Annotated in this window: 20 protein-coding genes; 14 read left to right on the forward strand and 6 right to left on the reverse strand. The window is 64.8% G+C overall.

The window, feature by feature from the left end; genetic code table 11:
• Positions 1-464: 464 nt before the first annotated feature.
• From HPY64_16585 to HPY64_16615, 7 genes are all read left to right on the forward strand, one after another.
• Positions 465-2,423, forward strand: coding sequence for a sugar ABC transporter permease (locus tag HPY64_16585; GenBank protein ID NPV68752.1), 1,959 nt, complete (start codon positions 465-467; stop codon positions 2,421-2,423).
• Positions 2,416-3,546 (forward strand): carbohydrate ABC transporter permease, encoded by a 1,131-nt coding sequence (locus HPY64_16590; GenBank protein NPV68753.1) that lies wholly within the window; start codon positions 2,416-2,418, stop codon positions 3,544-3,546. Before HPY64_16585 ends, HPY64_16590 begins: the two co-directional genes overlap by 8 nt.
• Positions 3,547-3,571: 25 nt before the next feature.
• The gene (locus HPY64_16595; protein ID NPV68754.1) at positions 3,572-4,378 is read left to right on the forward strand and encodes an inositol monophosphatase; all 807 of its coding nucleotides are present in this window, start codon (positions 3,572-3,574) and stop codon (positions 4,376-4,378) included.
• A gap of 212 nt (positions 4,379-4,590) precedes the next feature.
• Positions 4,591-5,946, forward strand: coding sequence for an NAD(P)/FAD-dependent oxidoreductase (locus HPY64_16600; protein ID NPV68755.1), 1,356 nt, complete (start codon positions 4,591-4,593; stop codon positions 5,944-5,946).
• Positions 5,947-6,059: 113 nt separating this feature from the next.
• Positions 6,060-6,755, forward strand: a complete 696-nt coding sequence (locus HPY64_16605) for a hypothetical protein (GenBank protein NPV68756.1) — start codon at positions 6,060-6,062, stop codon at positions 6,753-6,755.
• Positions 6,752-8,011 carry a DUF1669 domain-containing protein gene (locus HPY64_16610; protein NPV68757.1) on the forward strand — a complete coding sequence of 420 codons (1,260 nt, stop codon included), beginning with the start codon at positions 6,752-6,754 and terminating at the stop codon, positions 8,009-8,011. The genes HPY64_16605 and HPY64_16610 overlap by 4 nt, the downstream gene beginning before the upstream one ends.
• Before the next feature lie 96 nt (positions 8,012-8,107).
• The gene (locus HPY64_16615; protein NPV68758.1) at positions 8,108-10,876 is read left to right on the forward strand and encodes a DUF87 domain-containing protein; all 2,769 of its coding nucleotides are present in this window, start codon (positions 8,108-8,110) and stop codon (positions 10,874-10,876) included.
• Positions 10,877-10,980: 104 nt separating this feature from the next.
• On the opposite strand, the gene HPY64_16620 is transcribed toward HPY64_16615, so the two are convergent.
• A complete protein-coding gene (locus HPY64_16620; protein ID NPV68759.1) occupies positions 10,981-11,163 on the reverse strand; it encodes a hypothetical protein in 183 nt (60 codons plus the stop codon).
• Positions 11,164-11,341: 178 nt separating this feature from the next.
• Between HPY64_16620 and HPY64_16625 the strand changes: the two genes are divergently transcribed.
• Together HPY64_16625 and HPY64_16630 are read left to right on the forward strand one after the other, a co-directional pair.
• A complete protein-coding gene (locus tag HPY64_16625) occupies positions 11,342-13,267 on the forward strand; it encodes a hypothetical protein (protein ID NPV68760.1) in 1,926 nt (641 codons plus the stop codon).
• Between the two features lie 24 nt (positions 13,268-13,291).
• Positions 13,292-13,999, forward strand: a complete 708-nt coding sequence (locus HPY64_16630) for an FHA domain-containing protein (GenBank protein ID NPV68761.1) — start codon at positions 13,292-13,294, stop codon at positions 13,997-13,999.
• Between the two features lie 12 nt (positions 14,000-14,011).
• Here the strand turns inward: HPY64_16630 and maf are convergent, their stop codons facing one another.
• The 4 genes from maf to HPY64_16650 all read right to left on the reverse strand — a co-directional run bounded on the left by maf (position 14,012) and on the right by HPY64_16650 (position 17,390).
• Positions 14,012-14,665: a septum formation protein Maf gene (gene maf / locus HPY64_16635; GenBank protein NPV68762.1), complete on the reverse strand. Its 654-nt coding sequence runs from the start codon at positions 14,663-14,665 to the stop codon at positions 14,012-14,014.
• A 5-nt stretch (positions 14,666-14,670) separates the two neighbouring features.
• Positions 14,671-15,555, reverse strand: a complete 885-nt coding sequence (locus tag HPY64_16640) for a pentapeptide repeat-containing protein (protein NPV68763.1) — start codon at positions 15,553-15,555, stop codon at positions 14,671-14,673.
• 144 nt (positions 15,556-15,699) lie between these two features.
• Positions 15,700-16,734: a glycosyltransferase gene (locus HPY64_16645; protein ID NPV68764.1), complete on the reverse strand. Its 1,035-nt coding sequence runs from the start codon at positions 16,732-16,734 to the stop codon at positions 15,700-15,702.
• A 38-nt stretch (positions 16,735-16,772) separates the two neighbouring features.
• On the reverse strand, positions 16,773-17,390 hold the full coding sequence (locus HPY64_16650) for a hypothetical protein (protein ID NPV68765.1): 618 nt from the start codon (positions 17,388-17,390) through the stop codon (positions 16,773-16,775).
• 168 nt (positions 17,391-17,558) lie between these two features.
• On the opposite strand from HPY64_16650, the gene HPY64_16655 reads away from it, so the two are divergent.
• The 3 genes from HPY64_16655 (at position 17,559) to HPY64_16665 (ending at position 20,550) form a co-directional block, all read left to right on the forward strand.
• Complete coding sequence (locus HPY64_16655) at positions 17,559-18,818, forward strand: class I SAM-dependent RNA methyltransferase (GenBank protein ID NPV68766.1); 1,260 nt, start codon at positions 17,559-17,561, stop codon at positions 18,816-18,818.
• Positions 18,819-18,865: 47 nt separating this feature from the next.
• Positions 18,866-19,690 (forward strand): inositol monophosphatase, encoded by an 825-nt coding sequence (locus HPY64_16660; protein NPV68767.1) that lies wholly within the window; start codon positions 18,866-18,868, stop codon positions 19,688-19,690.
• A gap of 113 nt (positions 19,691-19,803) precedes the next feature.
• Complete coding sequence (locus HPY64_16665) at positions 19,804-20,550, forward strand: response regulator transcription factor (protein ID NPV68768.1); 747 nt, start codon at positions 19,804-19,806, stop codon at positions 20,548-20,550.
• 66 nt (positions 20,551-20,616) lie between these two features.
• On the opposite strand, the gene HPY64_16670 is transcribed toward HPY64_16665, so the two are convergent.
• A complete protein-coding gene (locus HPY64_16670) occupies positions 20,617-24,630 on the reverse strand; it encodes an AAA family ATPase (protein NPV68769.1) in 4,014 nt (1,337 codons plus the stop codon).
• A 217-nt stretch (positions 24,631-24,847) separates the two neighbouring features.
• Between HPY64_16670 and HPY64_16675 the strand changes: the two genes are divergently transcribed.
• Complete coding sequence (locus HPY64_16675; GenBank protein NPV68770.1) at positions 24,848-25,624, forward strand: electron transfer flavoprotein subunit beta/FixA family protein; 777 nt, start codon at positions 24,848-24,850, stop codon at positions 25,622-25,624.
• Positions 25,625-25,626: 2 nt separating this feature from the next.
• Complete coding sequence (locus tag HPY64_16680; GenBank protein ID NPV68771.1) at positions 25,627-26,607, forward strand: electron transfer flavoprotein subunit alpha/FixB family protein; 981 nt, start codon at positions 25,627-25,629, stop codon at positions 26,605-26,607.
• Positions 26,608-26,810 lie beyond the last annotated feature (203 nt).

The following is a 26,810-nucleotide window of genomic DNA, read 5'->3' on the forward strand; positions in this document are numbered from 1 at the left end:
GGTTTTCATGTTCCTGCAACAGAATGAAGTCGCGTGTCATTTTGAGAGAAAATACACATGCGATTTGGTGCGTAGATGGGCAACCTTCAACCGGCATCTGAATTTCAACCGCGAAAGATACACTACCAGGAAAACGCCAGGTAAGCCCAGAACAGAGCGCCTGGAACAGGGAGCAGGACAGTCCTGCCCTCCCGGCCTCACGGCCTCTTCTTCCGGTCCGCGCCTGTCCGACCGGAGAACTGGTCGGTTGGCCGCTTTGGTTTTACAATGAACGCAATGCACTCAACCGTGGCAGGCGTCACCCGGTCGAAGTGTGCGAGTCTGTGCTGATGGGCCAGGATCACCGACAGGATCGATAGCTGCCAGGCACAGGCTTGTCGCGCCTGAGGGCGGGAAGATCGGAGCGCGCCCTGCCCGCAAAGCGGTAACATTCGCTCCAGAAGCACGACAGGGATCACCATCCAATGGCAACTGCGGCATCATCCAACGAGGAGTTGCAGCGGGAACTGCGGCTGGGCAAGCAACGACGTCGGCGACAGGAGGCGTTGCTGGCCCTTTTGTTTGTCGCGCCAGCCACCATCATCACCCTGATGTTTCGCATCTGGCCGGTCGTTTTTGGCTTTTTCGTCAGCCTGCATCAATGGCGGGCGCGCACGCATAACTTCCTGGGTCTGGATCAGTATGTGCGGGCGATGGGCAACGGGGCCTATGTACTGGCCTTTCTGCTGAGCGCGTTGCTGGCCTACGGGGCCTACCGCACGCTGCGGAGCGCCCGGCAACAAATGGCAGAAGGCCAGGGCGATTTCTACCCGTTCCTGCTGCCGGGTTTCACGCTAGCTGTGGGGGTGATCGCGCTTTCGCTAGGCTTTGCCGCCGGAATCAACGAAATGATCCTGGCTGGTCTGGGCCTGCTGGTCCTCGGCGGGGGGTTACAGCGCTGGTTTTCCCGCCGCTTCCAGAAGCCGTATTCCGAGGCGCATTACGGCCTCAAAGCCTGGCAATTCAGCCTGCTGAGCCTGCTGGCGCTGGGATTGTTCGCCTTCACCATCAGTGAGATTCTGCTGGATTCAGCCCTGGCCTTTGACCTGATCAGTGTGCTGGCTCCGCAGCTGTACCTGCCCTCGCTTGGCTCGCAGATGCTCGCCGCAGCGATTCTGGGCGTCGCCCTAAGCGGCGTGCTGATTGTGCGCTGGGCGCGGCCCCGCCTGCCTGACGACTACACAGGCGACTGGATGCGCGGCGTCCTGCGCTGGATGACAGTCGTGCTGGTGCTGATCGCCATTGGCGCGCTGATCTTCCTGATCGCGGCTTTTCAGTATGATCAGGCAGCGGCCAGCGCCGTGCGCGACCTGGAGCGTGGCGATGTTGAAGCGGCAGGCCGCGAGTTGACCGGCCTGGACCGCGACGCCTTCCGCACCCAGTACGGCACACCCAAAGGCGTTGACCTGGCCAACGATCTGATCGCGTGGCCGCAGGTGGTATCTGTCTCGCTTGGCTTTTTCATCATGTTTGTGGCTTACCGCCTGTGGCAGGAGGCCGCCGAGCAACATGTGACGCCTGGCACAGGGCGGTTGCTCGTGCTGGCAATCCTGCTGGCGGTCGCTGGCTGGCTGCTGATCGGGGAGCTGCCGCAGGCGATGGCTGTCGGCGATCCGCAGTTCTTCCAGTCGCTGCTGATCACCACCACCTATGCGCTGGGTACGGTACCCATCCAGCTTTCGCTGGGGCTGTTCCTGGCCTATCTCCTGTTCTACGAAGTGCGGCTGGGCAAATCGCTGTACCGGATGATCTACTTCATGCCCTATGTCGCGCCGACAGTGGCCACGGCGACTGTCTTCGGCATCATTTTCTCGTCGCGCCCCTATAGCCTGGCCAACCGCGCCTTGGGCCTGCTGGGCATCGATCCGCTGTCCTGGCTGCTGGAATCCAAAGGCATCTTCCAGATCATCGCCGAACGGATCACCCCCGGCGTGGTGCTGCCGGATTTTCTGGTGGGGCCAAGCCTGGCGCTGATCTCGATCATCCTGTACAACATCTGGGTCTTTTCCGGCTACAACGCCGTGATCTTCCTGGCCGGGCTGGGGGCGATCCCCGCCGATCTGTACGAAGCGGCCAAAGTGGACGGGGCCGGGCGCTGGCAGGCCTTCCGCCGGATCACCTTCCCCCTGCTTTCCCCGACGACCTTCTTCCTGACCATCCTCAGCATCACCGGCACCTTCCGGGCCTTCACCCACATCTACGTGATGCGGCAGGCGGCGGCGCGGGGTACGGCGGATACCACCAGCGTATACATCTTCGTGCAGTTCTGGCAGTTCAACCAGTGGGGCTACGCCTCGGCGATGGCGTTTGTCCTGTTCGGGATCATCCTGATTCTGACCCTGGTGCAGAATGAGGTCTCCAAGGGGCGGGTGTTCTATGGCTGATCAGGCGCAATCTTCCCCTGCCGCCGCTGGCACAGTTTCGACGCCGCTGCGAGGCCCGCGTATCTACGTGGATTTCGTCCAGATTCTGGCCTATGCCCTGCTGACCATCGGGGCGCTGGCCTCGATCGTGCCCTTTCTGTGGATGATCAGTGTGTCCCTGATGTCGCTGGGGGAAACGCAATCCGGCAAGGTGATCAGCGATCAGGCGATCTTCGAGTTGTTCAGCTACGAAGATGGCGAACTGGACACCCGGCTCAGCGAAGGCATCCCCAGTTTTGTGAAGGCAACCGACTCGATCAGCCGGAGCGACCTGGAGATGACCGGGCGCGAATATGCGCAGGCCCGCGATTCCTACTGGCTGCTGGACGAGAACCGGGTTCTGCGCGGCGGCGTGGTCAACTACATCACTGCCTGGGAACGGGCTAATTTTGGCCGCTATTTCTTCAACAGCGTGATGATGACCTTCCTGACTGTAGTCGGGCAAACGCTGTTCTCCATCCTGGCCGCCTATGCCTTCGCCCGGATGGAATTTCCGGGGCGCGACCTGCTTTTCGGCCTGTTTCTGACCACGCTGTTCATCCCGTCGACCATCCAGTTGATCCCCAACTACCTGACGGTCGTCAGCCTGAACGAGATGTTCAACAACTTCTACGCCAGCATCGGTCTGACCGACATTGCCAGGACTCTGGGCCTGCGCTGGATCGACGGCTGGTTTGGTCTGACGGTGCCCTGGCTGGCCAGCACGTTCGGCATCTTCCTGCTGCGCCAGTTCTTCCGCCAGATTCCGGACGAGCTGTATGACGCGGCACGCATCGATGGCGCAGGGCACACCCGCTTCCTGTTCCAGGTGGTTGTGCCGATCTCCCGCGCCGCCATTGTTACAATCGTGCTGTTCACCTTCCTCGAATCGTGGAACGCGCTGGACTGGCCGATTCTGGTAACCCAGGCGGCGGAATGGCGCCCGATTTCCTATGGTCTCTACGCCTTCCAGCAAGATGTCAATGTCGAGCTGAACCTGATGATGGCCGGCGCGGTGATCTCCCTGCTGCCTGTCCTGATCGTCTACTTCTTCACCCAGAAACAGTTCACCGAGGGCATCGCGACAACCGGCCTGAAGGGCTAGGGCGGCGGAAAGATTCGGCAAGCACATGACCACATCCGTGATCGGGGTTGCCATCGAGGCTGCACGGCAGGGAGCGGAGGCTGCGCAGGCCGTACGCGACAGGCCACGCGAGATCACCAGCAAGGGCTTCCGCGACGATGTCACTGATGCTGACTACGCCGCCCAGCAGGCCATCCTCACTGTGATCCGGGCCGCCTTCCCCACCCAGCCGATCGTCAGTGAGGAGAATCCCTCTGGCGTGGCGGTTCGGGCCTGGCAGCCGCCGGATGACATCTGGTGGCTGGTTGACCCGCTGGACGGTACGACGAACTTCAGCCGTGGCATCCCGCACTACTGTGTCTCGGTGGCTGTGCTGCACGGGCCGACGCTGATCGGTGGGGCGATCTGCGACCCCAACCGCAACCACCTGTTTTACGCGGAGCGCGGCCAGGGCGCCTACCTGAATGACCGGCGGTTGCATGTCTCCGAACGTGCCGACCTGGCGGAGGCCGTGCTGGAAGTGGCGCTGGCCCGCCAGCAGGATGACCGCCGCCGGGGACTGGCCGTTTTCAACCGTCTGGCGCTGCTCAGCAGGACAGTGCGCTCGATGGGGGCGGCGGCGCTCTCGCTGGCCCATGTCGCGGCGGGCTGGCTGGACGGCTATGTGCACCTGACGCTCAGGCCATGGGACAGCGCCGCTGGAGGGCTGATGATCCAGGAAGCAGGCGGGCGGCTCTCCCTGCCCGATGGTAGCGAATGGGCTGGGCGCTTCGCCCCCGTAGTAGCCGCCAACGCTGCCCTGCACCCGGCAATCCTGACTGAGGTACAGCAGACCCTGGCTGCGCTGGATTAGCGCCGGGCGGGTACAGGATCGCAGCGGTAGCCGGCCAGCAGGCATGCTATGCCTGCTGGATTGGTTCCCTTCTGCCCATGCTGTTCGGGTTTCTCAACATCCTCTCACGGGCTTCTAACGCTGTTCTGATACTTATTGTGATAAAGTTCACATGAAAGGTCTGAATAATGACTGACCCGGAGTAGCCGCTTAAGCCCGGAAAGGAGCGCCCCATGACGTCCCAACCCCGCCCGCAGATTGTGATCGTCGGCGCTGGCTTTGGCGGCCTGTTCGCCGCCCGGACGCTGGCAAACCAGGCTGTCGATGTCATCCTCATCGACCGCCACAACTACCATACTTTCACACCGTTGCTGTATCAGGTTGCCACAGCCGGTCTTGACCCCGGCGAGATCGCCTATCCGGTACGCGCCATCTTCCGCCATACGCCCAATGTGCGGACATTGATGGGCGAGGTGGAGGCGATCGACACCGCTGGTCGCCGGGCCATCGTACAGGCCAGCGGCGAAACGCGCGCCATCCCCTACGATTACCTCATTCTGGCGGCGGGCAGCGTGACCCATTACTTCGGTCTGGCGGCGGTGGCCGAGCATTCCCTGGGCCTGAAGGATCTGCCGGAAGCGGTGGCACTGCGCAACCACATCCTGCGTCAGTTTGAGCAGGCCGCCTGGTCTGATGATCCGGCCTCCCGTGCCGCCGCAACAACGCTGGTCGTGGTGGGTGGCGGGCCGACCGGCCTGGAGACAGCGGGAGCCTTGCATGAACTGGTGAGCCGGATTCTGGAGCAGGAATACTCCCGGCTTGAGCGACCGATCACACCGCAAGTGATTCTGGTCGAAGCGGCTGACCATTTGCTCGCCTCCTATCCCGCCCCGCTGCGACAAGCCGCGCTCGATCAGCTCCGTTCGCTGGGCGTGGAAGTCGTGCTGGGTGATCCGGTCGTCGAAGCAAGCAGCGACATGATCCGCTTGAAGAGTGGCCGGGCGATCCCGACCCGGACGCTGATCTGGTCGGCAGGGGTGAAAGCCTCGCCGCTGGCGGCGGCGCTGGGCGTGCCGCTGGCCCCTGGCGGGCGCGTGCCCGTGCGCCCGACGCTGGAAGTACCCGACCTGCCGGGAGTGTATGTTGTGGGCGATATGGCCCAGGTCGAAGATGAGCATGGCCCATATCCGATGGTGATTCCGGTGGCCAAGCAGCAGGGCATCCTGGCCGCCCGCAACATCCTGCGTCAGATTCGTGGCGAACAGCCGCAGCCCTTCCGCTACCGCGATCGGGGCATGATGGCGACTATCGGGCGCAGCCGGGCGGTAGCCTGGCTCTATAACCGCATCCCGTTGCGCGGTTACGTGGCCTGGCTTGCCTGGCTGGTCTTGCACCTGCTATGGCTGATGGGCTTCCGTAACCGGCTCAACGTGCTGGTCAACTGGGTCTGGAACTACTTCACGTATGATCGAGCGGTGCGGATTATCCTGGAACATCACCGCACCGGCCGGGCGTTGCCGTCGCGGCGCACGCCGATCATTGCGGAAAAGCAGGCGGTAGAGGAGACGGAGACCCAGCGGGTCATCTGACTCTGGCATCTCTGTCCTCATCCAAGGGCGCGAATAGAACGGACATTCCGGCTTCTGCGGGCGGGTCGTGTTACAATCAGGGCGGACTGCTGGTGAGCAGGAGGGAAGCGCCTATGCCGGAAGCACGACTCGATTCTGAGGAACTGGCATCGCGCGCTGCGGCATCGCTGCTCAGCGATCCCGGCCTGCGCGAAGAGTTGACCGATGCAGAAGCTGAGCCGTTGCTCCAGTGGGGAGCCAACCAGGTCGCCCGGCTGGCCCGGCAGGCGGCTGAACAGGCCTCGCCGGAGATGCTGGACGAAGCGTTAGACAACCTGCGCCGCTTGATGATGCGCATGAATCGCCTGATCCGGCTACGCGCCGAAGGCGACACTGAGCAGGTCCGCGCAGAACTGGACCGCCTGACCATGCTGGGCGAGCGCCTGCCCGGTGCGGGTCAGCGCCTGCTTTCCAGCGAAGCGGACAGAGACTCCTTCATGGCGGAGCAAGCCACGCTGGACAACGCCCAGGTCATCGCCCGCGTGCTGGCGATGATTGCGCCGGCTGAGCCAGCGCCGCCGGGAGAACCGGCCCTGCCCGAGGAACCGGCGCCGCCGAGTAGTTCGGCGCCGCTGCCTGCCCCGGAAATCCCGGAGGCGCTGGTTGCCCCGCCCGCGCCGCAACCGATCGAAGCGCCTCCGCTGGCGGCGCGCCTTGAGCCGCCGCCAGTGCCGGGGATGTTGCCCGCTGGCCCGCTTCCTCCCACCCTGCCGGAGACTTCCGGCGCCCCTGATCCGTTTACACCGCCGGAGGCCGACGAAGAATCATGACCAAGAAGACCACCTCCCGCCGCCTGACCAGCCGATCCACACAGGTAACGCTGGGCGGCATCCTTGGAGCAATCCTGCTGGGCCTGGCCATCATCGCCCAGTTGACTGGCTACGACCTGCTGGGGCTGTTCCCGCCGCCAGCAACCGAGCTGGCGCCCGCCGAAACCGGGAACGACCTGGCCGCGCCCTTGAGCGTGTTCTTCACCGCGCCAACCGGCAGCAGTGACCGATCCACGTATGCAGGCGGGCTGGAAGAGACGCTGGCGGCGGCTATCCGCGGCGCAAGGCAGACGGTCGATGTGGCCGCCTTTGAGCTGAACAGCCGGCCCATCGCCGATGCGCTGCTCGACCGGCATCGCCAGGGCGTACGTGTGCGGCTGGTCACCGACAACGAACATGGACTGGATATCGCCCTGTACGAACGCTACCGTGCCGCTACCGGCAGCGCCAAAGAGGATATCCGGCTGCAATTCGTGACCGACCCCGACGACACGTTGCTGGACGAGTTATACGAGGCGGGCATCCCGATCGTGGACGATCGACGCAATGGCCTGATGCACAATAAGTTCGTGATCATCGACAGCAGCGAGGTCTGGACCGGCAGTTACAACCTGACGGTAAACGACACCTACCGCAATAACAACAATCTGGTGCATGTCCGCAGCGCCCGCGTCGCCGAGGACTATCAGGTCGAGTTCAACGAGATGTTCCAGGATCGCCGCTTTGGCCCGACCTCGCCAGCCAATACGCCCAATCCGCGCGTGATCGTCAACAACGTGCCGCTTGAGGTGTACTTTGCGCCGGAGGATGGTGTCATTGACCGGATCATCGAGAAGGTCAATGCCGCACAGACCTCGATGAAGTTCATGGCCTTCTCGTTCACAGAAAACGCCCTGGGCGAGGCGGTGCTCAGGCGCGTCGCTGATGGTCTGCATGTCGAGGGCGTTGTGGAAACCACCGGCAGTATCACCCAGTGGAGTGAGTTGCCCAAGTTCTTCTGCGCCGGGCTGGATGTCCGCCAGGATGGCAATCCCTATATGCTGCACCACAAAGTCATCATTCTGGATGACCAGATCACGATCATCGGCTCGTTTAACTTCTCCGGCAGCGCCACCGAAACCAATGACGAGAACCTGATGATCATCGAGGATCCGGCGATCGCGGCAAGTTACCTGGCCGAATACCAGCGCCGCTTTGCCGAAGGGCGCGTTCCGCAGGGCATCGATTGCAGCACGGTGACGCCTGTCGCGCCCTGAGCCTAACACCGTGGCTGGCTGGTCAAAGGGATGGGGTTGTACTATCATAGCCATAGAAAATCCGTGCTAGCCTGGTGAGTGTGAAACGAGTGCCGTATGCCTTTTATCGAAGCCCCAACGACGTTTTACCTCGGTCGTCGCTACGATCCCCGCGCTCAAAAGGTGCTGGACGAGATCGTCTACTACGACTCGCGCGACCTGACCACCCACGCCGTCGTGCTCGGCATGACCGGCTCCGGCAAGACCGGTCTGTGCATCGACCTGCTGGAAGAGGCAGCGCTGGATAACATCCCGTCAATCATCATCGATCCCAAAGGCGACATCACCAACCTGCTGCTGACCTTCCCCGACCTGCGCCCGGCTGATTTTGCGCCCTGGGTTAATCTGGATGACGCCCGGCGGGCGGGCAAAGAGATCGACGACTACGCGGCGGAGGTGGCCACCCGCTGGCGCAAGGGTCTGGCGGACTGGCACATCGTCCCCGACCGGGTGAAATGGCTCAAGCACGCCGCCGACTTTAGCATCTACACCCCCGGCTCGGATTCCGGGCTGCCGGTGAGCATCCTCGATGCCATGCAGGCCCCCCGCGAGGGCTGGGCCGGCTACGAGGAAGCGCACCGCGAGCGCATCTCCGGGATGGTCACCGCCCTGCTGGCCCTGGTGGGCCGCCAGGTGGAACCGGTCAAAGACCGTGAGCACGTCCTGATCGCCAACATCTTTGAACACGCCTGGCGGCAGGGCCAGGGCCTGACCCTGGAAGACGTGATCATCCAGGTGCAGCAGCCGCCTTTCCAGAAGCTGGGCGTCTTTGATGTCGATACCTTCTTCCCGGAAAAAGAGCGCTTCAAGCTGGCGATGGAGCTGAACCACATCATCGCCGCGCCATCCTTCCAGTCGTGGCTGACCGGCGAGCCGCTGGATGTCCGGAGCCTGCTCTTCACTGCCGAAGGCAAGCCGCGGGTCAGCGTGTTCTATATCGCTCACCTCAACGATGCCGAGCGCCAGTTTATCATCACCCTGTTACTGGAGAATGTCCTGGCCTGGCTGCGGACGCTCTCCGGCACGACCAGCCTGCGCGCCCTGCTGTACATCGATGAGGTGTTCGGCATGTTCCCGCCGCACCCCTATAACCCGCCAACCAAGGAGCCGATCCTGCGTTTACTCAAGCAGGCGCGCGCCTTTGGGCTGGGCCTGATCCTGGCTACACAGAACCCTGGCGATCTGGACTATAAAGGGCTGGCCAACGCCGGAACCTGGTTCATCGGCAAGCTGCAGACCGAGAATGACCAGAAGAAAGTCATGACCGGCCTGGAAGCGCTGGCCAGTGTGCGGGCCGATTATACCGTCCGACAGGTGGGCGATCTGATCGAGCAGCTGGCTCCCCGCATCTTCCTGATGCACAACGTCCACGAGGAAAATGGGCCGCTGCTGTTCCACACCCGCTGGGCGATGAGCTACCTGCGCGGGCCGCTGACCCGTCAGCAAATCAGCACGCTGATGGCAGCCAAGCGGGCAAAGCTGCGCCAGCGGGCGATACCTTTGCCCGGCAGTGGCGGCTACATGCCCCCCACCCAGGGAGCCACCGCGCCGGTGACTTCCGCCCGACCCGGCATCACCCCGCCGCCAGCCAGCTTGCCGGAGACTGAGCCGCTGGCCGCGCCGCCGCCGAGCCTGCCGGAAACGGAACCGCTCAGTATAACTCCGCCGCCTACGATCCTCCCGGAACAGGATCTGCCGCCCGGCGTCGCGGCACGCCCGGAGACTCTGCCGGGCAGCGGGGGCGCCGATCTGACCCAGCCGATCGGGCGCACTCAGGCGTCACGTCCGGCAATTCCGGCGGGTGCATCCGGCGGGGCGCCGGTGCTGCCCTCTAGCATCGCCCAGTACTTCCTGCCGGGGACGATCCCGGCCCGCACGGCACTGGCCAACTGGGAGCGCCAGTTCGGTTTTCTGGCCCAGCAAACCGGGGTGACAACCCTGGTGTACCGTCCCTTCCTGCTGGCTCAGGCGTCGGTGCGCTACCTGGATCGGCGGACCGGCGTCAACACGGTGCGCCAGGTGGCCTACCACGTCCCGGATGTGCCCCGGATGGGGCTGATTCACTGGGAGCAGCATGTCGCCGCGCCGGTCGACCCGACTACGCTGGCCCAGACGCCCGCCGCCCAGGCCATCTTTGCAGCCCTGCCGCCCGCCCTGACCGATGAAAAGCGCCTGCGGGAATTGCAGAACGAAGTGGTCGAGCAAATCTTCCATACAGCGTCGCTGGTCGTCCTCTATAGCCCGACGCTCAAGGTCTTCAGCGACCCGGACGCCAGCCGCCGCGACTTCCGGGTGATGTTGCAGGCGCTGGTGCGCGAGCGACGCGACGAAGAGGTTGACCGGGTGACGGCGCAGTACGCGGCGAGGTTAGATCGGCTGGAGGAGCGCCTGCAACGGGAGGTGCGCGAGCTGGAAGCCGACCGCGCTGATTTGGCCGATCGCAAGCGCGAACAACTCTTCACCGCCGGCGAGGCCGCGCTCAGCCTGTTCCGCGGGCGGACGACCTACACGCTCAGCCGCTACAGCCGGACGCAGCGTTACAGCCGCCAGGCAGAAGTCGACCTGCGCGAATCGGAGCAAGAGATCGCCACCCTGGAAGATCAGATCGAGCAAACCACGCGGGAGATGGAGGCCGCCCTGCGCGCTGTCAACGATAAGTGGGCGCGGGTGGCCGCTGAAGCGGAGGAATACCGTATCACGCCTTTCAAGAAGAACATCTATCTGGAACTGTTTGGGGTTGGCTGGATGCCATTCTGGCAGACGGTCGTCAACGGGCAGGCGGTCCTGTTGCCCGCCAACCCGATCGCGGTGCAGAATCAGCTGTAAGCCGCCAGTGGTGGCTGCCTGCTGAAAGTTGTGATTCAGAAGCGCCGGTTGATGCGCCGGCGCTTCTGGCTTTCCGGCCTGTTGTGCCGGAATTGGGGCGCCCGCTAGCTGAAGTCGGCCCGGTTACCGGCGGCTTCCGCAGCCAGCGCCTTCTGGTAGGCCTTCCAGCCGGGACAAAACCTGGTATGGAAACGCCAGAGCCGCGCCAGGAACGTATTGGGATTAGCTTCGGCTTTGGCCCGCATCGGGCAATTGGCGCACGCCATTTCGGATGCTTTCTTGGTCATGGTTGTCCCCCTACTGGCCTGGCGCTGCCGCCAGATGATCACCGCTTATATATACGTCCTCCAGCGGCGGGGAGTTGCGCCGGGAGCAAGAACGTTGTCGGGGCTGACCGGAGGTGTTACCATTGCAATTCACACCGCGGATGAGGACGTACTGGAAGCAGACAGGAAACGGCCGTTTATGACAACGCCCCCCTTCACCCCAACCGGTCTTGCCTCCGCCGCCAGCCTGGAAGACACCCAGCCGGTCGGGGTGGTTACCGCACGCGGCACCGGACTGCGCCCGTGGCTTCTGCGCCTGCCGATGCTGGTGCTGACCGGTCTGGCACTGCTGCTGATCGTCTTCGCCCTGTTTGTAGCCGCTTTCGAGGTGCGCTATACCGGGAGGGTCTACCCCGGCGTCTCGGCCTTCGGGCTGGACCTAGGCGGCCTCTCGGCGCCGCAGGCCGCCCGCCTGCTGGACGACCGCTTCGTCTACGACGAGCAGGCTGTGTTCACCTTCCGCGATGGTGATCGCTTCTGGCAATATACCGCCGGAGAACTCGGCGTTTCCCTGGATGCGGCGGCGACGGTAGAGGCTGCCATGCGCCTGGGCCGAGAAGGATCGTTGCCGGAAAACCTGCTCACGCAGGCCGATCTGTGGCTCAACGGGCGAACGGTCGCCCCGATCGTCGTCTTTGACCAGGCGCGGGCGGAAGCCACGTTGCAGGCCATCGCCGCTGAGATCGACCGCCCCGTCCGCGACGCGATGCTTTCCCTGCAGGGCGCCACCGTGATCAGCACGCCAGGGCAGATTGGCCGGACGCTGGATATCCCGGCGGCGCTGGCTGCCCTGCGCCAGGAAGTGCTCAAGCTACAGACCGGCGCGGAAATCCCGCTGACCATCCGGGAGACTCCCCCGGCAATCCTGTCGGTAGCGGAGCCAGAAGCCCGTTTGCGCGCTGCGCTCGCCGGCCCGCTCTCGCTGTATGCAGACACATCCTCCGGCGCTGAAGCAGGGCCATGGGTAGCCACGGTGGAGAATATCGCCGCCATGCTGGAAGTGCGGCGGGTGATGGCCGCTGACGGCACGGCAACGGTTGAAGTCGGACTCAATCCGGAGCAGTTCGCCAGCTTCTTAAATGGGATCGCGCCGCAGTTGACCATCCAGCCGCAGCCAGCGCGTTTTGTGTTCAACGATGAAACGCGCCAGCTGGAGGTGATCGCGCCCAGCGTCAATGGCCGCGAACTGGATGTGGAAGCGTCGCTGGCGGCGATTGAGCGCGCCCTTTTCATGCCACCCCCGGAGCCGGGCGCGCCCCGGCAGGTGGCGCTGGCCTTCCGGTACATCGTGCCAGCTGTCCATTCAGGCGCTACAGCCGCCGAACTGGGCATCACCGAGTTGATCGCGCAGGCAACCACCTACTACCTGGGGTCGGGCGCTGCCCGCCAGCAGAACATCGCCCAGGCCGCCTCTCGCTTCCACGGGCTGGTCATCCCGCCCGGCGAGGAATTCTCCTTCAACCGCTGGCTGGGCGATGTCAGCGCGGAAGAAGGGTTCGAGGAGTCGTTCATCATCTACGGTGGGCGGACGATCAAGGGTGTTGGCGGCGGGGTCTGCCAGGTCAGCACAACGGCTTTTCAGGCAGCGTTTTACGCCGGGTATCCGATCCTGGAGCGCTACCCGCATGGCTACCGTGTCGGCTACTACGAGTATGGCGAAGGCGTGGGCATGGATGCGACCGTCTTCTCGCCGCTGGTGGACTTCCGCTTCCTGAATGACACCCCCTATCACCTGCTGATCGAGACCTATACCAACCCGCAAAACGCCACAATCACGTTCAAGTTCTACAGCACCAGCGTCGGGCGTGTGGTGAACAAGATCGGGCCGCGCATCGAGAACGTCACGCCACATGGCCCGACAGTCTACGAGGAAAACGCCGAGCTGGCCCCCGGCCAGACGCGGCAGGTAGAATGGGCGGTAGACGGCGCGGATGTGACCGTCACCCGGCAGGTCTTCCGCGATGGACGGCTGGAGCGGGAAGATCACTTCTTCAGCCATTACCTGCCCTGGAATGCTGTGATTCAGGTGGCGCCGGGCGAGTTGCCCGCCGGGTCACAGTCCTGACCGGGCAAGGAGCGTTGTGCAACAGTGGACGCCATGATCCCGGATGAGCCTCAGGCGCTGGCCAAGGTCACCTGGCATGATCAGGCCACCGGTGAACTGCATTGCTATGTCCTGCTGGAAGGCGCTACCGCTAGCATTGGCCGTTCCCGCAACAACGATATCTGCGTAGCTGAGCGGCATGTCTCCCGCCGCCATGCCGTGATTACCTACCGCAGCGGCATTTTTATGATCGCCGATCTGGGCAGCGCCAACGGCACCTTTGTCAACGACCAGCGCATAGACAGCCCTTATCCGCTGGCCAGCGGCGATGTCATCCGTCTGTTTGTCCCAGAGCTATTGTTTTCCGCCATGGTGACTGCTGAGGAACAGCAGCACGCCACGCGCAGCGGGATGTTGATCCGCCCACCGCACGGCCTGGATCGACCGTACCTGGTAGTCACCGCCGGCCCCCAGGAGGGGGAGGAATTCGTGCTGGATCAGGCGACGCTGGTCGTCGGGCGGGCAGCGCCCGGCACCCCCTGCGATATCATCCTCAAAGATCGCTCGGTATCGCGGCCTCACGCCCGGTTGGAGCGCCTGCCGGATGGCAGCGGCTGGGGGGTGATCGATCTCGATAGCGCCAATGGCACGTGGATCAACGGCCAGCGCATCCGCCCGGAGGTGTGTTGCCCGCTCAAGCACGGCGATGTGCTGGCTTTCGGCTCGACGTTGCTACTCTTTCGGCTGGGCTAAGGAAAGGCTAGTTCAGCGCGGCAGGCGCGGGCATGGTTCCCCGGCGGGTGTGGTGCAGATCGGCCCGGCGCCATCCGGCATGACGGCAAAGCCTTCCAGCAAAGCCGCCACCTCACACAGGGGGAAACCCACCACGTTGTTGTAGCAGCCCTCGATGCGCTCCACCAGCGCCCCGCCCTGGCCCTGGATGGCGTAGCTGCCGGCTTTATCCAGCGGCTCGCCGCTGAGGGCGTAAGCTTCGATCTCGCGGTCGGAATAATCGCGCATGTAGACGGTCGTCGTCACCGCGCTGGCCGCCCCGCTGCGACGACTGGCGGCATCAAAGACGGCCACGCCGCTGATCACGCGGTGCGGTCGGCCACGCAACAGGCGCAGCATGCGGCAGGCATCGGCGGTGTCGCGCGGCTTGCCCAGCGCCAGCCCGTCGACCACAACGATCGTATCCGCGCCGATGACCAGCCCTTCGGCCAGTGTCTCGGCCACTGTTTCCGCTTTCAGGCGGGCCAGCCAGCGAACGCCGCTCTCCACGTCCAGGTCAGGCGGCAAATCTTCCGGGATGCCGCTGGCGATAATCTGAAAGGGCAGGCCAAAGGCAGCCAATAACTCCCGGCGACGCGGCGACACCGAGGCCAGAACCAGCGGGGGAATACCGGGCGGGTGGGTCATAGGCGTCAGGCCTCCTGGGCTTCCTGTTCGTACCGCTCAAAGAACTGGGCGCGCTGCTGCTCAATGACGGCGGCGGGCCAATCCGGGGGCCGGACATAGCGCCAGTAGTCCGGATGATCGGCGCGGGTAAAACGGCCCAGGTCGACTTCCGCGCTCCAGGCGCTTCCATCAGGGAGGATGGTGGTAGGGTCAAACTGAGCAGCACTAAGGTCGGCGCCGGTCAGGTCAGCGCCACGCAGGTCGGCCCCTTCCAGCCTGGCGCCGGTCAGGTCTGCCTCCCGCAGGTCGGCCCGGTAGAGATCGGCTCCGCGCAGGTCGGCCCGGCTGAGGTCGGCGCGGCGGAGGAAAGCCATCTTCATCTGGCCGTTGCGTAGCTCAGCCCCATCCAGCATGGCGCTATACAGATTGGCCAGGCGCAGGTGCGCGCCGGTCATCTGTGCCCCGCGAAAGACCGCACCGCGCAGGTCAGCCTCCGAGAGGCTGGCCCCTTCCAGGTTAGCCACGATAAAGCTGGCATCCTTGAGCACTGCGCCGCGCAGCACCGCGCCGCGCAGATCGGCCCAGGCGAAGACCGCCCCGCGCAGGCGCGTCTGCACGAAGCTCACCCGCCGGAGGTCGGCCCCATCGAACATGGCTCCGCTCAGGTGCGCTTCGGCAAAGTCGGCATCCTGCAGGGAGCCGTCAGTCAGCCAGCCGGCGGCCCGGACCTGTTCGACAGCTTCCAGGGCCACCTCCTTGACCCGCGATCCCATCTTGGCGATCAACGTCGTCTTGCGGTGGTAGATCGTCTCCCGTCGCTGTACCAGACGATCCAGGATCAGCACAATCGCGCCGATGCGCGCGGCCTCGATGAGCACCGTCATCACCAGGGAGCTGTTTCGCCTTGCCACGGCCTTCTCCTGCTTCGCTGTTGGCCCGTGCGGTGAAAGTCTGCGCGGGCCGGTTAGAATGTGTGCCTATTGTACCCTGATCGCCGCCGCGCCGACGAGCAGAAAAGGCAGGCGGAGGCGCAGCGCTGGAGGCCACCATGAACGTCAAGCGGCGGATTCAGGTCGCACACGCCAGGACGGCGGGCGATGGGCCAGCCGCCAGCGCCAGCCAGTCGGGTAACCGGCCATCTTGGCCAGATCGCCCACGACACGGATGATCGGGATCAGCAGCCAGGCAGCCAGCCGGTCGCGCCATGAAGGCGGGCGAGCGCCCCGGTAGTACCTCCACACCGCTGGCAGGCGGCGGTAGGCCCCCCGCAGGTAGACCGCACCGCCCAGCAGGTACGCCCCCCACCACAGCGGCCCCCAGGCCAACCCCAGCGCCAGTATCAGCGGGACGCCGACCAGATACGTCGCGTAGCGGACAGCATGCCGCTTGCGCCACAGATCGGCCTTGCCGTCACCGCGGGCGTAGCGATAGTACTGCCGCCAGAAAGCCCGCAGGTTGCTGCGTGGTCGGAAGGCCACACAGGCCTGCGGCGCCCAGGCAAAGGGGCCGTATAGTGCCGTCAGGTTGAGATCGAAGATCAGGTCTTCGCAGTAATCCAGCCATTCAGGGTAGCCACCAACGGCAGCCCAGGCTTCCCGGCGGAAGGCCACGCTGCGGCTGGAGGGCAAAAAGCGGGCCGGGTCAATCTCATCCGCCAGCGGCAGAACCGCTGCGCCCATCGCCACCTCAAACGGCGTGTATGGGTCGGCATGGAAGAACCCGGCGACGGCCTGCACAGCCGGATCGACGAACGGCGCGGTGATGCGCTCCAGCCAGTCAGCGGGCAGGCGCGTCCCGGCGTCGGTGACAGCAATGATAGCCGCCGCATCGTCGACGGCGGCGATCGCCGCGTTGCGCCCGGCAGAAATGTTACAGCCGGGCCGCTCGATCACGGTCAGCGGTAGGCGGGCGGCATATTCGTGCAGGATGGCTAGCGTATCGTCGGTAGAGCCACCGTCCACGATCACGATCGCATCGGGCTGGCGCGTCTGCGCAGCGATTGACTCCAGCACGGCGCGCATCGACGCGCCTTCGTTGACAACGGTCATGATCAGAGCAACAGCAGGGATGTTCGAGGGCTGAACAGACATCGATCTCCTGACACTCCGGTACAACAGCTTCCTGGTAACTACCTCCGGGCCGGGTCGTCCTGCCCGGTGGCAGCGATCGCCTGCTGGCCGACCCGTGCCTCCAGGGCCGCCAGCAAGGAGTCATAGCCACGATGGGTGGCGTCGCTGATACCGAACACGGCCATGTTCCCCAAACCGGTCAGCCAGGCCACCAGGCGGAAGCTCAGCGGCAATGGCCCCCCGAAAAACGGCCCACGCACCAGCACCCAGCGTCCGTCGCGGCGCGGCATGTTGGCCCGCCCCAGTAGCAGGCGTGTCATCGGCTCGTCAACCGGCTGCAGGGTATACGGACGCAGACCAGTGATCGCCGCCCAGGGCACCAGCCGTGCCGGGCCGAACATCGGTTGCACGATCAGCCCCTCTTCGGCGACCAATAGCGGCGGGGTGAGCACTGCCCCAATCGCCAGCGGGACGACCAACGCCGCCGTGAACGCCAGCAGCAGGATCATCGCGTCCCCGGCTCCGACTCCGAGCAGGATCAGCAGCCCCTCACCGACCAGGGCGACCGTGCACAGGAACAGGCTGACCACCGTCAGCCAGCGCTTGAGGCGGTAGAGCGCTGGGAAGCGTGGCGGATGATGGGAGAGTACAGCGCCAGCAACAGATTCAGTCGTCATGGGCGGCGATTATAGCGCGTCCCGGCCTTTCCCGTCGCCCGCTGCTGCCCCTCTTCCTCCCCGCCCTCTCTCCGGCGTCTTGCGCAGACCAATCGCCGCCAACCTGTACTGGCACCCGGCCCCGCTGGCGCGGCTGCGTTATACTTCCAGCGGAAGGAGCAAGATGCCATGCCCGCAGACCTGATTGAGCTTGACCTGACCGACGCCGTTTACGGTGGCAAGGCGATGGGCCGCTACCGGGGCCGCCCGATCTTTGTCCCCTATGCTATCCCCGGCGAGCGCATCACCGCCCGCATCGTGGAAGATCGGCGCAGTTACGCCAACGCCGAAGGCGTTGAGTTACTGATCGCCTCGCCGGATCGCGTCCGCCCGGAGTGCCCGCACTTCGGGCCGGGGCGTTGCGGCGGCTGCCACCTGCAGCATATGAACTATCCGTCCCAGCTCCGTTACAAACGCGCCGTGGTCATCGACCAGCTCAGGCGGCTGGGCGGGGTGGAGCGGGCCGACCGGTTGGTCGGCGACACGATCCCCAGCCCGGAGCCGTGGGGCTATCGGGCGCGGGCAACGTTCCATGTGGCTCCGGATGGACGGCTGGGCTTTGTCAGCACCGATCCGGCGCGCATTGAGCCGATCGAGTGGTGCTATATCCTTCACCCGCGGGCGATGGCCCTGCTGGAATCGCTCGACCTAGACACGACCGGCATCCAGCAGATTGAAGTCCGCGCCGGGAGCGATGGCCGCGATATGCTGATCCTGCGGACGGTAGATGACGCCGCTCCCGCGTTGGAAGCGGACACACCGGTCAGCGTCAACCTGCTGCTCAGCGACAACGAGCCGGTCAACCTGATCGGGGACTCACACACGCGCTACCGGGTCAAGGGCCGCGACTTTCGCGTCACGGCGGGCGGCTTCTTCCAGGTCAATCTGGATATCGCCGGGACGCTGGTCGACCTCGTTCTGGAGCGGCTTGACCTGCACGGCGGTGAAGCGGTGCTGGACCTGTACGCCGGGGTTGGCCTGTTCAGCGCCTTCATCGCCGAACGGGCCGCCCTGGTAGCGGCGGTGGAAAGCTACCCCCCGGCGGTGACCGACGCCGACGAAAACCTGGCCGCGTTCGATAATGTCGACCTGTTCGAGGGCGGCGTGGAGCCGGTGCTGTGGGGCCTGATTGAAGCGGGCGAGGGGCCGTTTGAGGCTGCAGTCGCCGATCCGCCCCGCGCCGGTCTGGATGAGGACATACCGGAGACACTGGCCGAACTGGGGGTGGCTAATCTGGTTTATGTGAGCTGCGACCCGGCTACGCTGGCCCGCGACATTAAGCGCCTGGCGCGGCGCGGCTACGCGCTGCAACACGTTCAACCGGTTGATATGTTCCCCCAGACTTATCACATTGAATGTGTGGCCCATTTCCTGCGACGGCCCGGCTGATCCTGGCGGCTCTGACCTGTCTTGCGGTACACCGAAGGAGAACATGAATGCTTCAGACGATACGCGATACAGCGGAAAACATCGCCCGGCAGGCCGGCGCGCTCCTGCTGGATTACGCTGCCAGGGGCTTCGACGTTGATTCCAAGACGACGAGCATCAACCTGGTGACGGAAGCTGATAAGGCTGCTGAGGCGCTGATCACCGCGGCCATCCGCGCGGCCTTCCCCGATCATGCCATCACTGGTGAGGAGGGCGCCGGCTATGACGGGACTGGAACGGCGGAGGCGCCCTTCCGTTGGTACGTCGATCCCCTGGACGGCACGACCAACTTCGCCCACCGCCTGCCGATCTACGCGGTCAACCTGTCGGTTGTGGACGCCGATGGCGAGCCGATCGTCGGCCTGACCTACGATCCCAGCCGCGATGAGTGCTTCTCCGCCATTCGCGGCCAGGGCGCGACACTTAATGGCCGGCCGATCCATGTTTCAACCACGCCTGATCTGCTTGGCGCACTGTTGACTTCCGGCTTCCCCTATGACCGGCACACCGCGCGGGACAACAACTGGGCGGAATGGGGAGCGTTTCTGCGGCGGGCGCAGGGCGTGCGTTGCACCGGCTCGGCGGCGCTGGATATGGCCTATGTGGCCTGCGGGCGATTTGACGGCTACTGGGAGCGCGGGCCGCAACCGTGGGATTTCCTGGCCGGTATCCTGATGATTCGCGAGGCGGGCGGCCAGGTTACCACCTACAACGGTCGGACCGATGGGCTGTACACCGGCCATGAAATCCTGGCCAGCAACGGCCTCATTCACCAGGCACTGGTCGAGGTGCTGGAGGAAGCGCAGGCGGCGCTGCGGGCGTCAGGTTCCTGACCGACGGCTGGCCGACAAACGTCAGATCGCTGTCAGGGAAACAACTGTTGACAGGGCGATACTACAGTCAGAGGGGATATTATGTCGCAGCCGGATAGAGGGGAGGCGGCGCGATGTTTAACCTGACAGTCGCCATACTGGACACCGATTTTTACGCTCTGCAGGCCATCACCGGCTATCTGGCGCTCGACCGCCGCACCCGCGTGATTAAGGCCGTGGAAAGTCAGGCGCAACTGCTGGACTACTTGGCCGCCTGTGCCGCGCCGGAACGGCCTAACGTGATCCTGCTGGACGCCGACCACGCCGGGACGGCGCACGAACTGGCCGCGCTGCTACACCGGCTGGCGGAACTGGCGCCCGGCACGATGCTCATGTGCCTGGCCCAGGCGGTGGATCCATCGCTGGTCGCGGCGGCAGCCCACGCTGGCGCGCGGGGCTACTTCCTTAAAGGAGATGTCCGCTACCAGATCAGCTGGGCGATTGTGTTTGCCGCCGAGCATGAATTTGTGATCACGCGCAGCGTGAGCGAGCGCACTGCGAATCTGTTTGACGGCCGGCTATTCCGGGCAACGGTACTGCCTGCGCCACGCCAGTATCCAGAGATGACCGAGCGGATCCGGCAGGCGATCCGGCTGTGCGTGGTCGAGGGGATGCCCGCCCAACTTGCCGCTGACGAGATGGGCATCAGCCCGCATACGGTGCGTAGCTACATCAAAGAGGGCTACCGCATCCTGGAAGCGCACAACGACCTGGAGTTCCCGCTGGATATGTCCGCTCAGGAGCGCGCGTTTTACCGCTTCACCATGCCGGAAGGGTGGCGGGGCAGCCTGGTTGGTCAACGCCTGCGGCCAGCGGTCTGAGGGCGCTGCCCCGGACCTCAACCGATACATCCAGACGCTGCTGTGACAGGCGGCGTCTTTTCATGTTCAACGACGAGTCCGCCGGTCTTCTGACGCTTGCGCTTCGGCCAGCGCCACGATCCGGCGGAAGGACGGGGTAGATTGCAGGTAACGGCTGCGCAGCTGGGCTTCCGGGATACGGGCAGCGCGTACCTTGAGCAGCGTATAAGCCTGGCGGATGAAGTCCTGGGCACGGCTGGCCTGGCCCAGCCGATCCAGCACATCGTAGGCTGCCAGGCACAGCCAGAGGGCGTCCGGCACCGTCTCCAACCGGGTACTGGCCAGCCGCGCCAGCACGCGGGTGATATGCTCCATGGCGGGCACGCGCCTGCCCTGCCGGATGGCCGCCTGCGCGGTCAGCGTGTCCCGGACGGTCGCCAGGCTGCTGGCGCTGGCCTCATCCAGCGTTACGCTCAGGCGGCTGGCTTCCGCCAGCAGATCATCGGCCTCTGCCGGATTGTCCAGCACCAGAGTCGCGCGGGCCAGGTCAAGCAGGCTCAGGACGGTCAGACGCGGGTTGCCAGCCTGACGGGAGAGATCAAGCGCCTCAAGCAAGACTTGGTAGGCATCGGCCCCCCTGTCCCACTCGCATTGAAGACGCCCAAGCTCCCGCAACAACTGAACCTCCCCGCGCAGATCGTGGATACGCCGGAAGGCGTCGCGGCTTCGATCCAGCATCGTCCGTGCTTCCTCCGGATCATCGTCGATCAGCGCCAGCAGGCCAAGCCGGCCCAGCGTCTGCGCTTCAGCATAGCGGTCGCCGATAGTCTCATAGATGCGCAGGGCCAGGCGGCAACGCTCCCGTGCCGCGGCAATGCCGCCCATGGCTGCATCGTTATCGGCCAGGTGGGCCAGAATAGCGCCCACCGCCCGGCGGTTGCCACTGGCGTTGGCATGTAGCAGGGCCTGGTCATAAGCCGCCTGGGCCTCGTCGTACCGCCCCAGCTGGCTGAGGGCAACCCCCAGCGCATCCAGCCGGTATGCTTCCAGGCTGCCATCACCCGGCGCATGGGCGCGCGAAAGCAGGGCCACCGCCTGCTCATAGCGACCCAGCTGGATCAACCCCAGAGCGTGGTAAACACGGCTCTGGCCCATCAGCGCCGGGTCGCCGGCCCGCGCGGCAGCATCGTAAGCGGCGGTTGCCGCCGTGACACACCAGGCTGGCTCCAAAGTCCGCTCGAAAAGGCGAGCCTGGCGGACATCGACTTCCGCCTTCAGGGCAATGTTGCCCCCGGCAACCAGCTCTTCCAGCAGACGCAATGTTTCGATCTGTCTGGCCTGAGCGCCACTCAGGTAATACAGCGTCTCCAGCTGCAACAAGACCTGACTGCGACGGCTGGTTTGCGCGGTGGGAGTTAGCTCCAGGGCGCGCTCCAGATAAGCGATGGCATCGGCCCCGGCATACTGGGCGGCGGCCCGCATCCCTGCCAGATAAGCGTAGTACCCTTCGCGCTCCGGGACCTCGGCTCCCCGCCAGTGATGGGCCAGCAACGCATAGTGCGGGGCCAGATTGCTCCGGTATTCCTGCTCATACCAGATCGCGGCGGCCCGATGCAACTGGCGGCGCTGGCTGAAGGACAGGGCGCTATAGGCCAGTTCGCGGGTAATAGCATAGCGGAACTCATAGATGGCGTCGCGCCTGAGGTCCTCCACCAGGTGCAGGTCCATGCTCTCCAGCGCGTCCAGGTGGGTGCGCAGCGCGCGATCGCTCAGGCGCAGAGGCTGGATGGCCTGCAGCGTCCGGAAGCGGAACTGTGGGCCAAGCACGGCAGCCACCTTGAGCAACGTCTGCTGCTCCGGGGGAAGCTGGTCGATACGACGGCGGACGATACCCTGCACGGTGTCAGGTAGCGGCAAATCGTCCAGATCGCCCTTGAGGATCGCCTTCCCGCCGCTAATCTCCAGCACGCCACTATCCCGCAATACAGCGGCCACCTCCCGGATGAAGAATGGGTTGCCACCAGTCTTCTGCAAGATAAAGCGAACGACCGGCTCCGGGAGATGGGTGACACCTAGCACTTCGGCGGCCAGCAGCCGGGAATCCTCGGCGCTCAAGGGCTGCAGGGTCAGGTGGTGCGTCCGGGCCAGGTCTTCCAGGCGGCGCAGACCGGCGGGTTGGTCGCCTTCAAGGGGACGCATGGCAACCAGAATGGAAAGCGGCAGATCGGCGGCCTGTTCCGCGACATGGGCCAGCAGGTCCCAGGAGAGCGTATCCAGCCACTGGGCGTTGTCCAGGGTCAGCGCCAGGGCGTCTTCCGCCAGCCAGGCGCGTAACAGGCCAACCAGCAGGTCAACCAGCCGGGCGTGACGTTCCGCCGGGGTCATGGAGGTGGTGAGATCGCTTTCCGGCAGATCCAGTTGCAGGATGTCATTAAGCAGAGGCGCCTGATCGACCAGGTCCGGGGCGATCTGGTTGAGCCGGGCCAGCACCTGCTCCCGGTTGGCTGCTGGCTCATCCTGCTTACTGAGGTCAAAGAAGGCGCGGAAGATGTCCTGCCAGCCATGATAAGGCGTCTGGCGATCGATGCTATGCCCCGTTCCCAGCAGGCCGGTGATCCCGCGTTCCTTGAGGATAGCGGCAAACCGATCCAGCAGGTGGCTCTTGCCCGTGCCCGGCTCACCGACCATGATCAAGACACGGGCGTGACCGTCTTCATGGGCGCTGGCCAGCCAGGTGAGCGCGGCCAGTTCCTGGGCGCGGGCCACAAATCGCCCGGTAGCGGCCAGCGGTCGGGTGACATGGCTTGGCTCCAGCAGGCGATAGACGCGTACCGGCGCGACTTTACCCTTAACGTGGATCGGCGGCAGCGCCTCCCAGGCGAAGCCATCGGCCATCTGGTAAGCACGGTAGTTGGCCAGCACTTCGCCCGCTTCGGCCTGGGTCATCAGCCGGGCAGCCAGGTTGACCTCATCGCCGATGGCGGCATAAGCCCGGCGCATCGGGCTGCCGATCGTCCCGGTGAACAGCCGCCCACAGGTCAGGCCGATGTGCAGTGTCTGCACGTGGGGCAGCGCCCGCAAGAGCGCATAGGCGGCGGAAGCGGCTCGCTGGGGCGGGTTCTCCAGCGCGGTCGGCGCGCCAAACAGGGCCACCAGTTCGCTGCCCTTATCCCCAACGCCGACCTCGCTGAGCGTGCCGCCGTATTCCCCAATGCATGCCTGGGCAACCCGCACCAGCGCATCAAGCCGCTCGGCGGCATCCGGCGCGGTGTAATTCAGACCGGTGAAGCGGACAAACAGCGACGCCACCAGGCGCAGATCAGCCATATACGCGCCGTGCCCGCCACGCAGACGTTCATAGATCGGCGCGGGCAGGTGTGGGCGGCACGTCTCCACCAGCGACCAGGCGCGGTCAACATGATCCAGCCAGCGGATGGGCGGCCAGCCGATATCATAACCGGCGGGTGCGAGGATGGTCGGGACCAGACAACTGAAACCATCCGCCAGCGGCGTACAGGCAAACGTGGATTCGATGGCGGCGGTAGTGACCGGGCACAGCACAATCTGGTCGGCCTGGGCCAGTTCCGCAGCATGGGCCATCCGCTCCACCGCCGGCCCGGCCAGGACATCATAGAGACCTACCGCCGGGTCGCCAGGGCTGAAACGGCGGCTGTTGCCGCTGCCAATGGCGACTTTGAGGCGCAGGGTGGGGTAGCGGGCCATAACCGCCTGCATGAAAGCCTGCATGGCGATGGCGGCGATGACCGCCCGCATAGCGGCGTCCTCCCCGGCGAACCAGGCGGTGAGGCCATCCCCGCTGAAGCGCAGGACTGCGCCACCATAACGGCTGGCAGCGTTGACGATCCCGCTGAAGGTGTCGTTGATCTGCTGGGTGAGTTCCTCCGCGCCACGTTCCGGCCCCAGGGCTGCCGAAAGCTCCTCCGTCAGGGCGGTGAAGCCGCTGATATCAGCAAAGAGCGCCGCGCCGTCCGCTTCCGCGGGCAGAGCACGGTCAGTAAGCAGGGCAAAAAGCCGGTCTATCGCTAGAAAGGGGACCAGATCGTGCAGGAGCGCCAGCCCATCCAGCGCGTGTTTGTCCACGAAGACTACTGCCTTCTACGCACATTCGGCGCACAGGCAGGATAATGCAGAACAGCCTTCGATGCAAGATGCAACCGCGCTGTGCGGCCTGCCGGAAGGGAGTGCCGATCGTTGTGGCGAACAGACGGGCTGTGGTAGCATCCACTCAGACGAGGAGCGGAGTCTTCATCCCTCATAGCGCGTCTGGAGCCAGTCTGGCAAGAGAGGAGGGAGCGCCTTGCACATCGTGGTCGGTACACGCAGCACACCGGATACGGCGGCTCGCCTGGAAGTAGCGCCCGATGGGCGCGTCTCCTGGGGAGATGCGCCGCTGGTGATCAACCCCTGGGACGAATACGCCGTAGAGGAGGCCCTCCTGCGGGCCAAAGCAGGCAACGGTATAGTTACCGTGATCGCCCTCGGCCCAGAGGAACATAACGAAGCCCTCAAGTATGCGCTGGCTATGGGGGCGGATCGCGCCATCCGCCTGTGGGATGACGCCTGGTCGGGGCTGGACAGCCGCGGCTATGCCGCTGCTTTCGCCGCTGCCGTGCGCCGGCTTGGCGACGTCGATCTGGTGATCTTCGGCAAGGAGGCCGCCGACGAGGCCAGCGATGTCCACATCTTCCAGACTGCCCGTGCCCTCGGCTGGACGCTGCTGAGTGCCGTCGCCCACATTGAGGCCCTTGACAGCAGCGTGATCCGTGTCGAGCAATCCCTGGAGGAGGGCCGCCAGATTGCCAGTGGACCGCTGCCTGCCGTGATCAGCGTCCTGCGGGGCATCAACGAGCCGCGCTACCCGTCCTTCATCGGCATCCGTAAGGCCGCCAGGGCCGAGATTCCGGTCTGGGATACGGCGGCGCTGGGAGTCAGCCTGCCCGCGCCCGCCAGCCAGGTGAGCAGCTTCCGGCTCCCACCTGCCCGTGAAGGCGCGTGCGAGATCATCGGCGGCGACACAGTCGAAGCGCAGGTCGCCGCTCTGGTGGAGAAGCTGCTAGCGGAGAAGGTGATCTAACCATGGCCGTGTACGTCTGGATCGAGCAGTTCAAAGGCAAGGCCGCCCCGGCGTCCTGGGAGGCTCTGGGCCAGGGCCGCGTCATCGCCGGGGCGTTGGGTGTCCCGCTGACGGCGCTGGTCTTCGGCCAGGGGGTGGATGCGCTGGCCAGGGAAGCCATCCACTACGGCGCTGATGAGGTGATCGCCGCTGATGATCCTACTCTGGCCGATTACCGTCTGGAGCCATACGCGGCGCTGCTGGGAAAGCTGGTCCAGGAGGAAGAACCGCAGGCGGTGTTGGCCGCCGCCACCAGCCGGGGCCGCGAACTGCTGGCCGCCGCCGCCTTTGATGCCGACGCCCCCCTGCTGGCCGATGTCCTGACACTGGAAGTGAGGGATGGCGCGCTGCGGGCCAGCCGGGCTATCTATGGCGGCCGCCTGCTCAGCGATGTGCGCACGATGGCGGCGGGCACGCAGTTTGCCACGCTGCGCGTACGGGCCTTCAGAGCTTTGCCGCCGGATGCAACACGGCAGGGGGAAGTGCGGCGGGTAGTTCCCGTACTGGCCGAAGAAGCCATTACTGTCAAGATCGAGGGCTTTGAAGCTACAGAGGACGAGGTCAGTCTGACCGACGCGGCGATCGTTGTGGCCGGCGGGCGGGCAGTGGGCAGCGCCAAAGGATTCGCCCCGCTGCGAGAGCTGGCCACCGTGCTCGGCGCAGCGGTTGGGGCCAGCCGCGCTGCCGTAGACGCCGGTTACATCGGCCACGAACATCAGATCGGCCAGACTGGCAAGGTTGTCAGCCCGGACCTGTATATCGCCTGTGGCATCTCCGGCGCAGTCCAGCACCAGGCCGGGATGCGTACCAGCAGGGTGATCGTTGCCATCAACAAAGACCCTGAAGCGCCGATCTTCAAACTGGCTCACTACGGGATCGTCGGCGATTTGTTCCAGGTCGTCCCCGCCCTGACCGCCGAATTCAAAAAGCGACTGGGCCACTGAGAGTGTGTGAAAGACGCTATGCCAGTCATAAAGCGATCAAGGGGCGTTGTTATGGTGAGACGCCCCTTTTTGTGTCTAGGGCAATCGCATGTGAAACTCTAATGTAGGACAATGGCAGCCAAACGACAAGGAGGCTGCCATGCTACCCGAAACGAGCTTGCTCGCATACTTTGCAGACCTGGAAGACCCGCGCAATGACCATC

It is taken from the genome of Anaerolineae bacterium (genome assembly GCA_013178165.1).
Lineage (GTDB): Bacteria > Chloroflexota > Anaerolineae > Aggregatilineales > Ch27 > Ch27.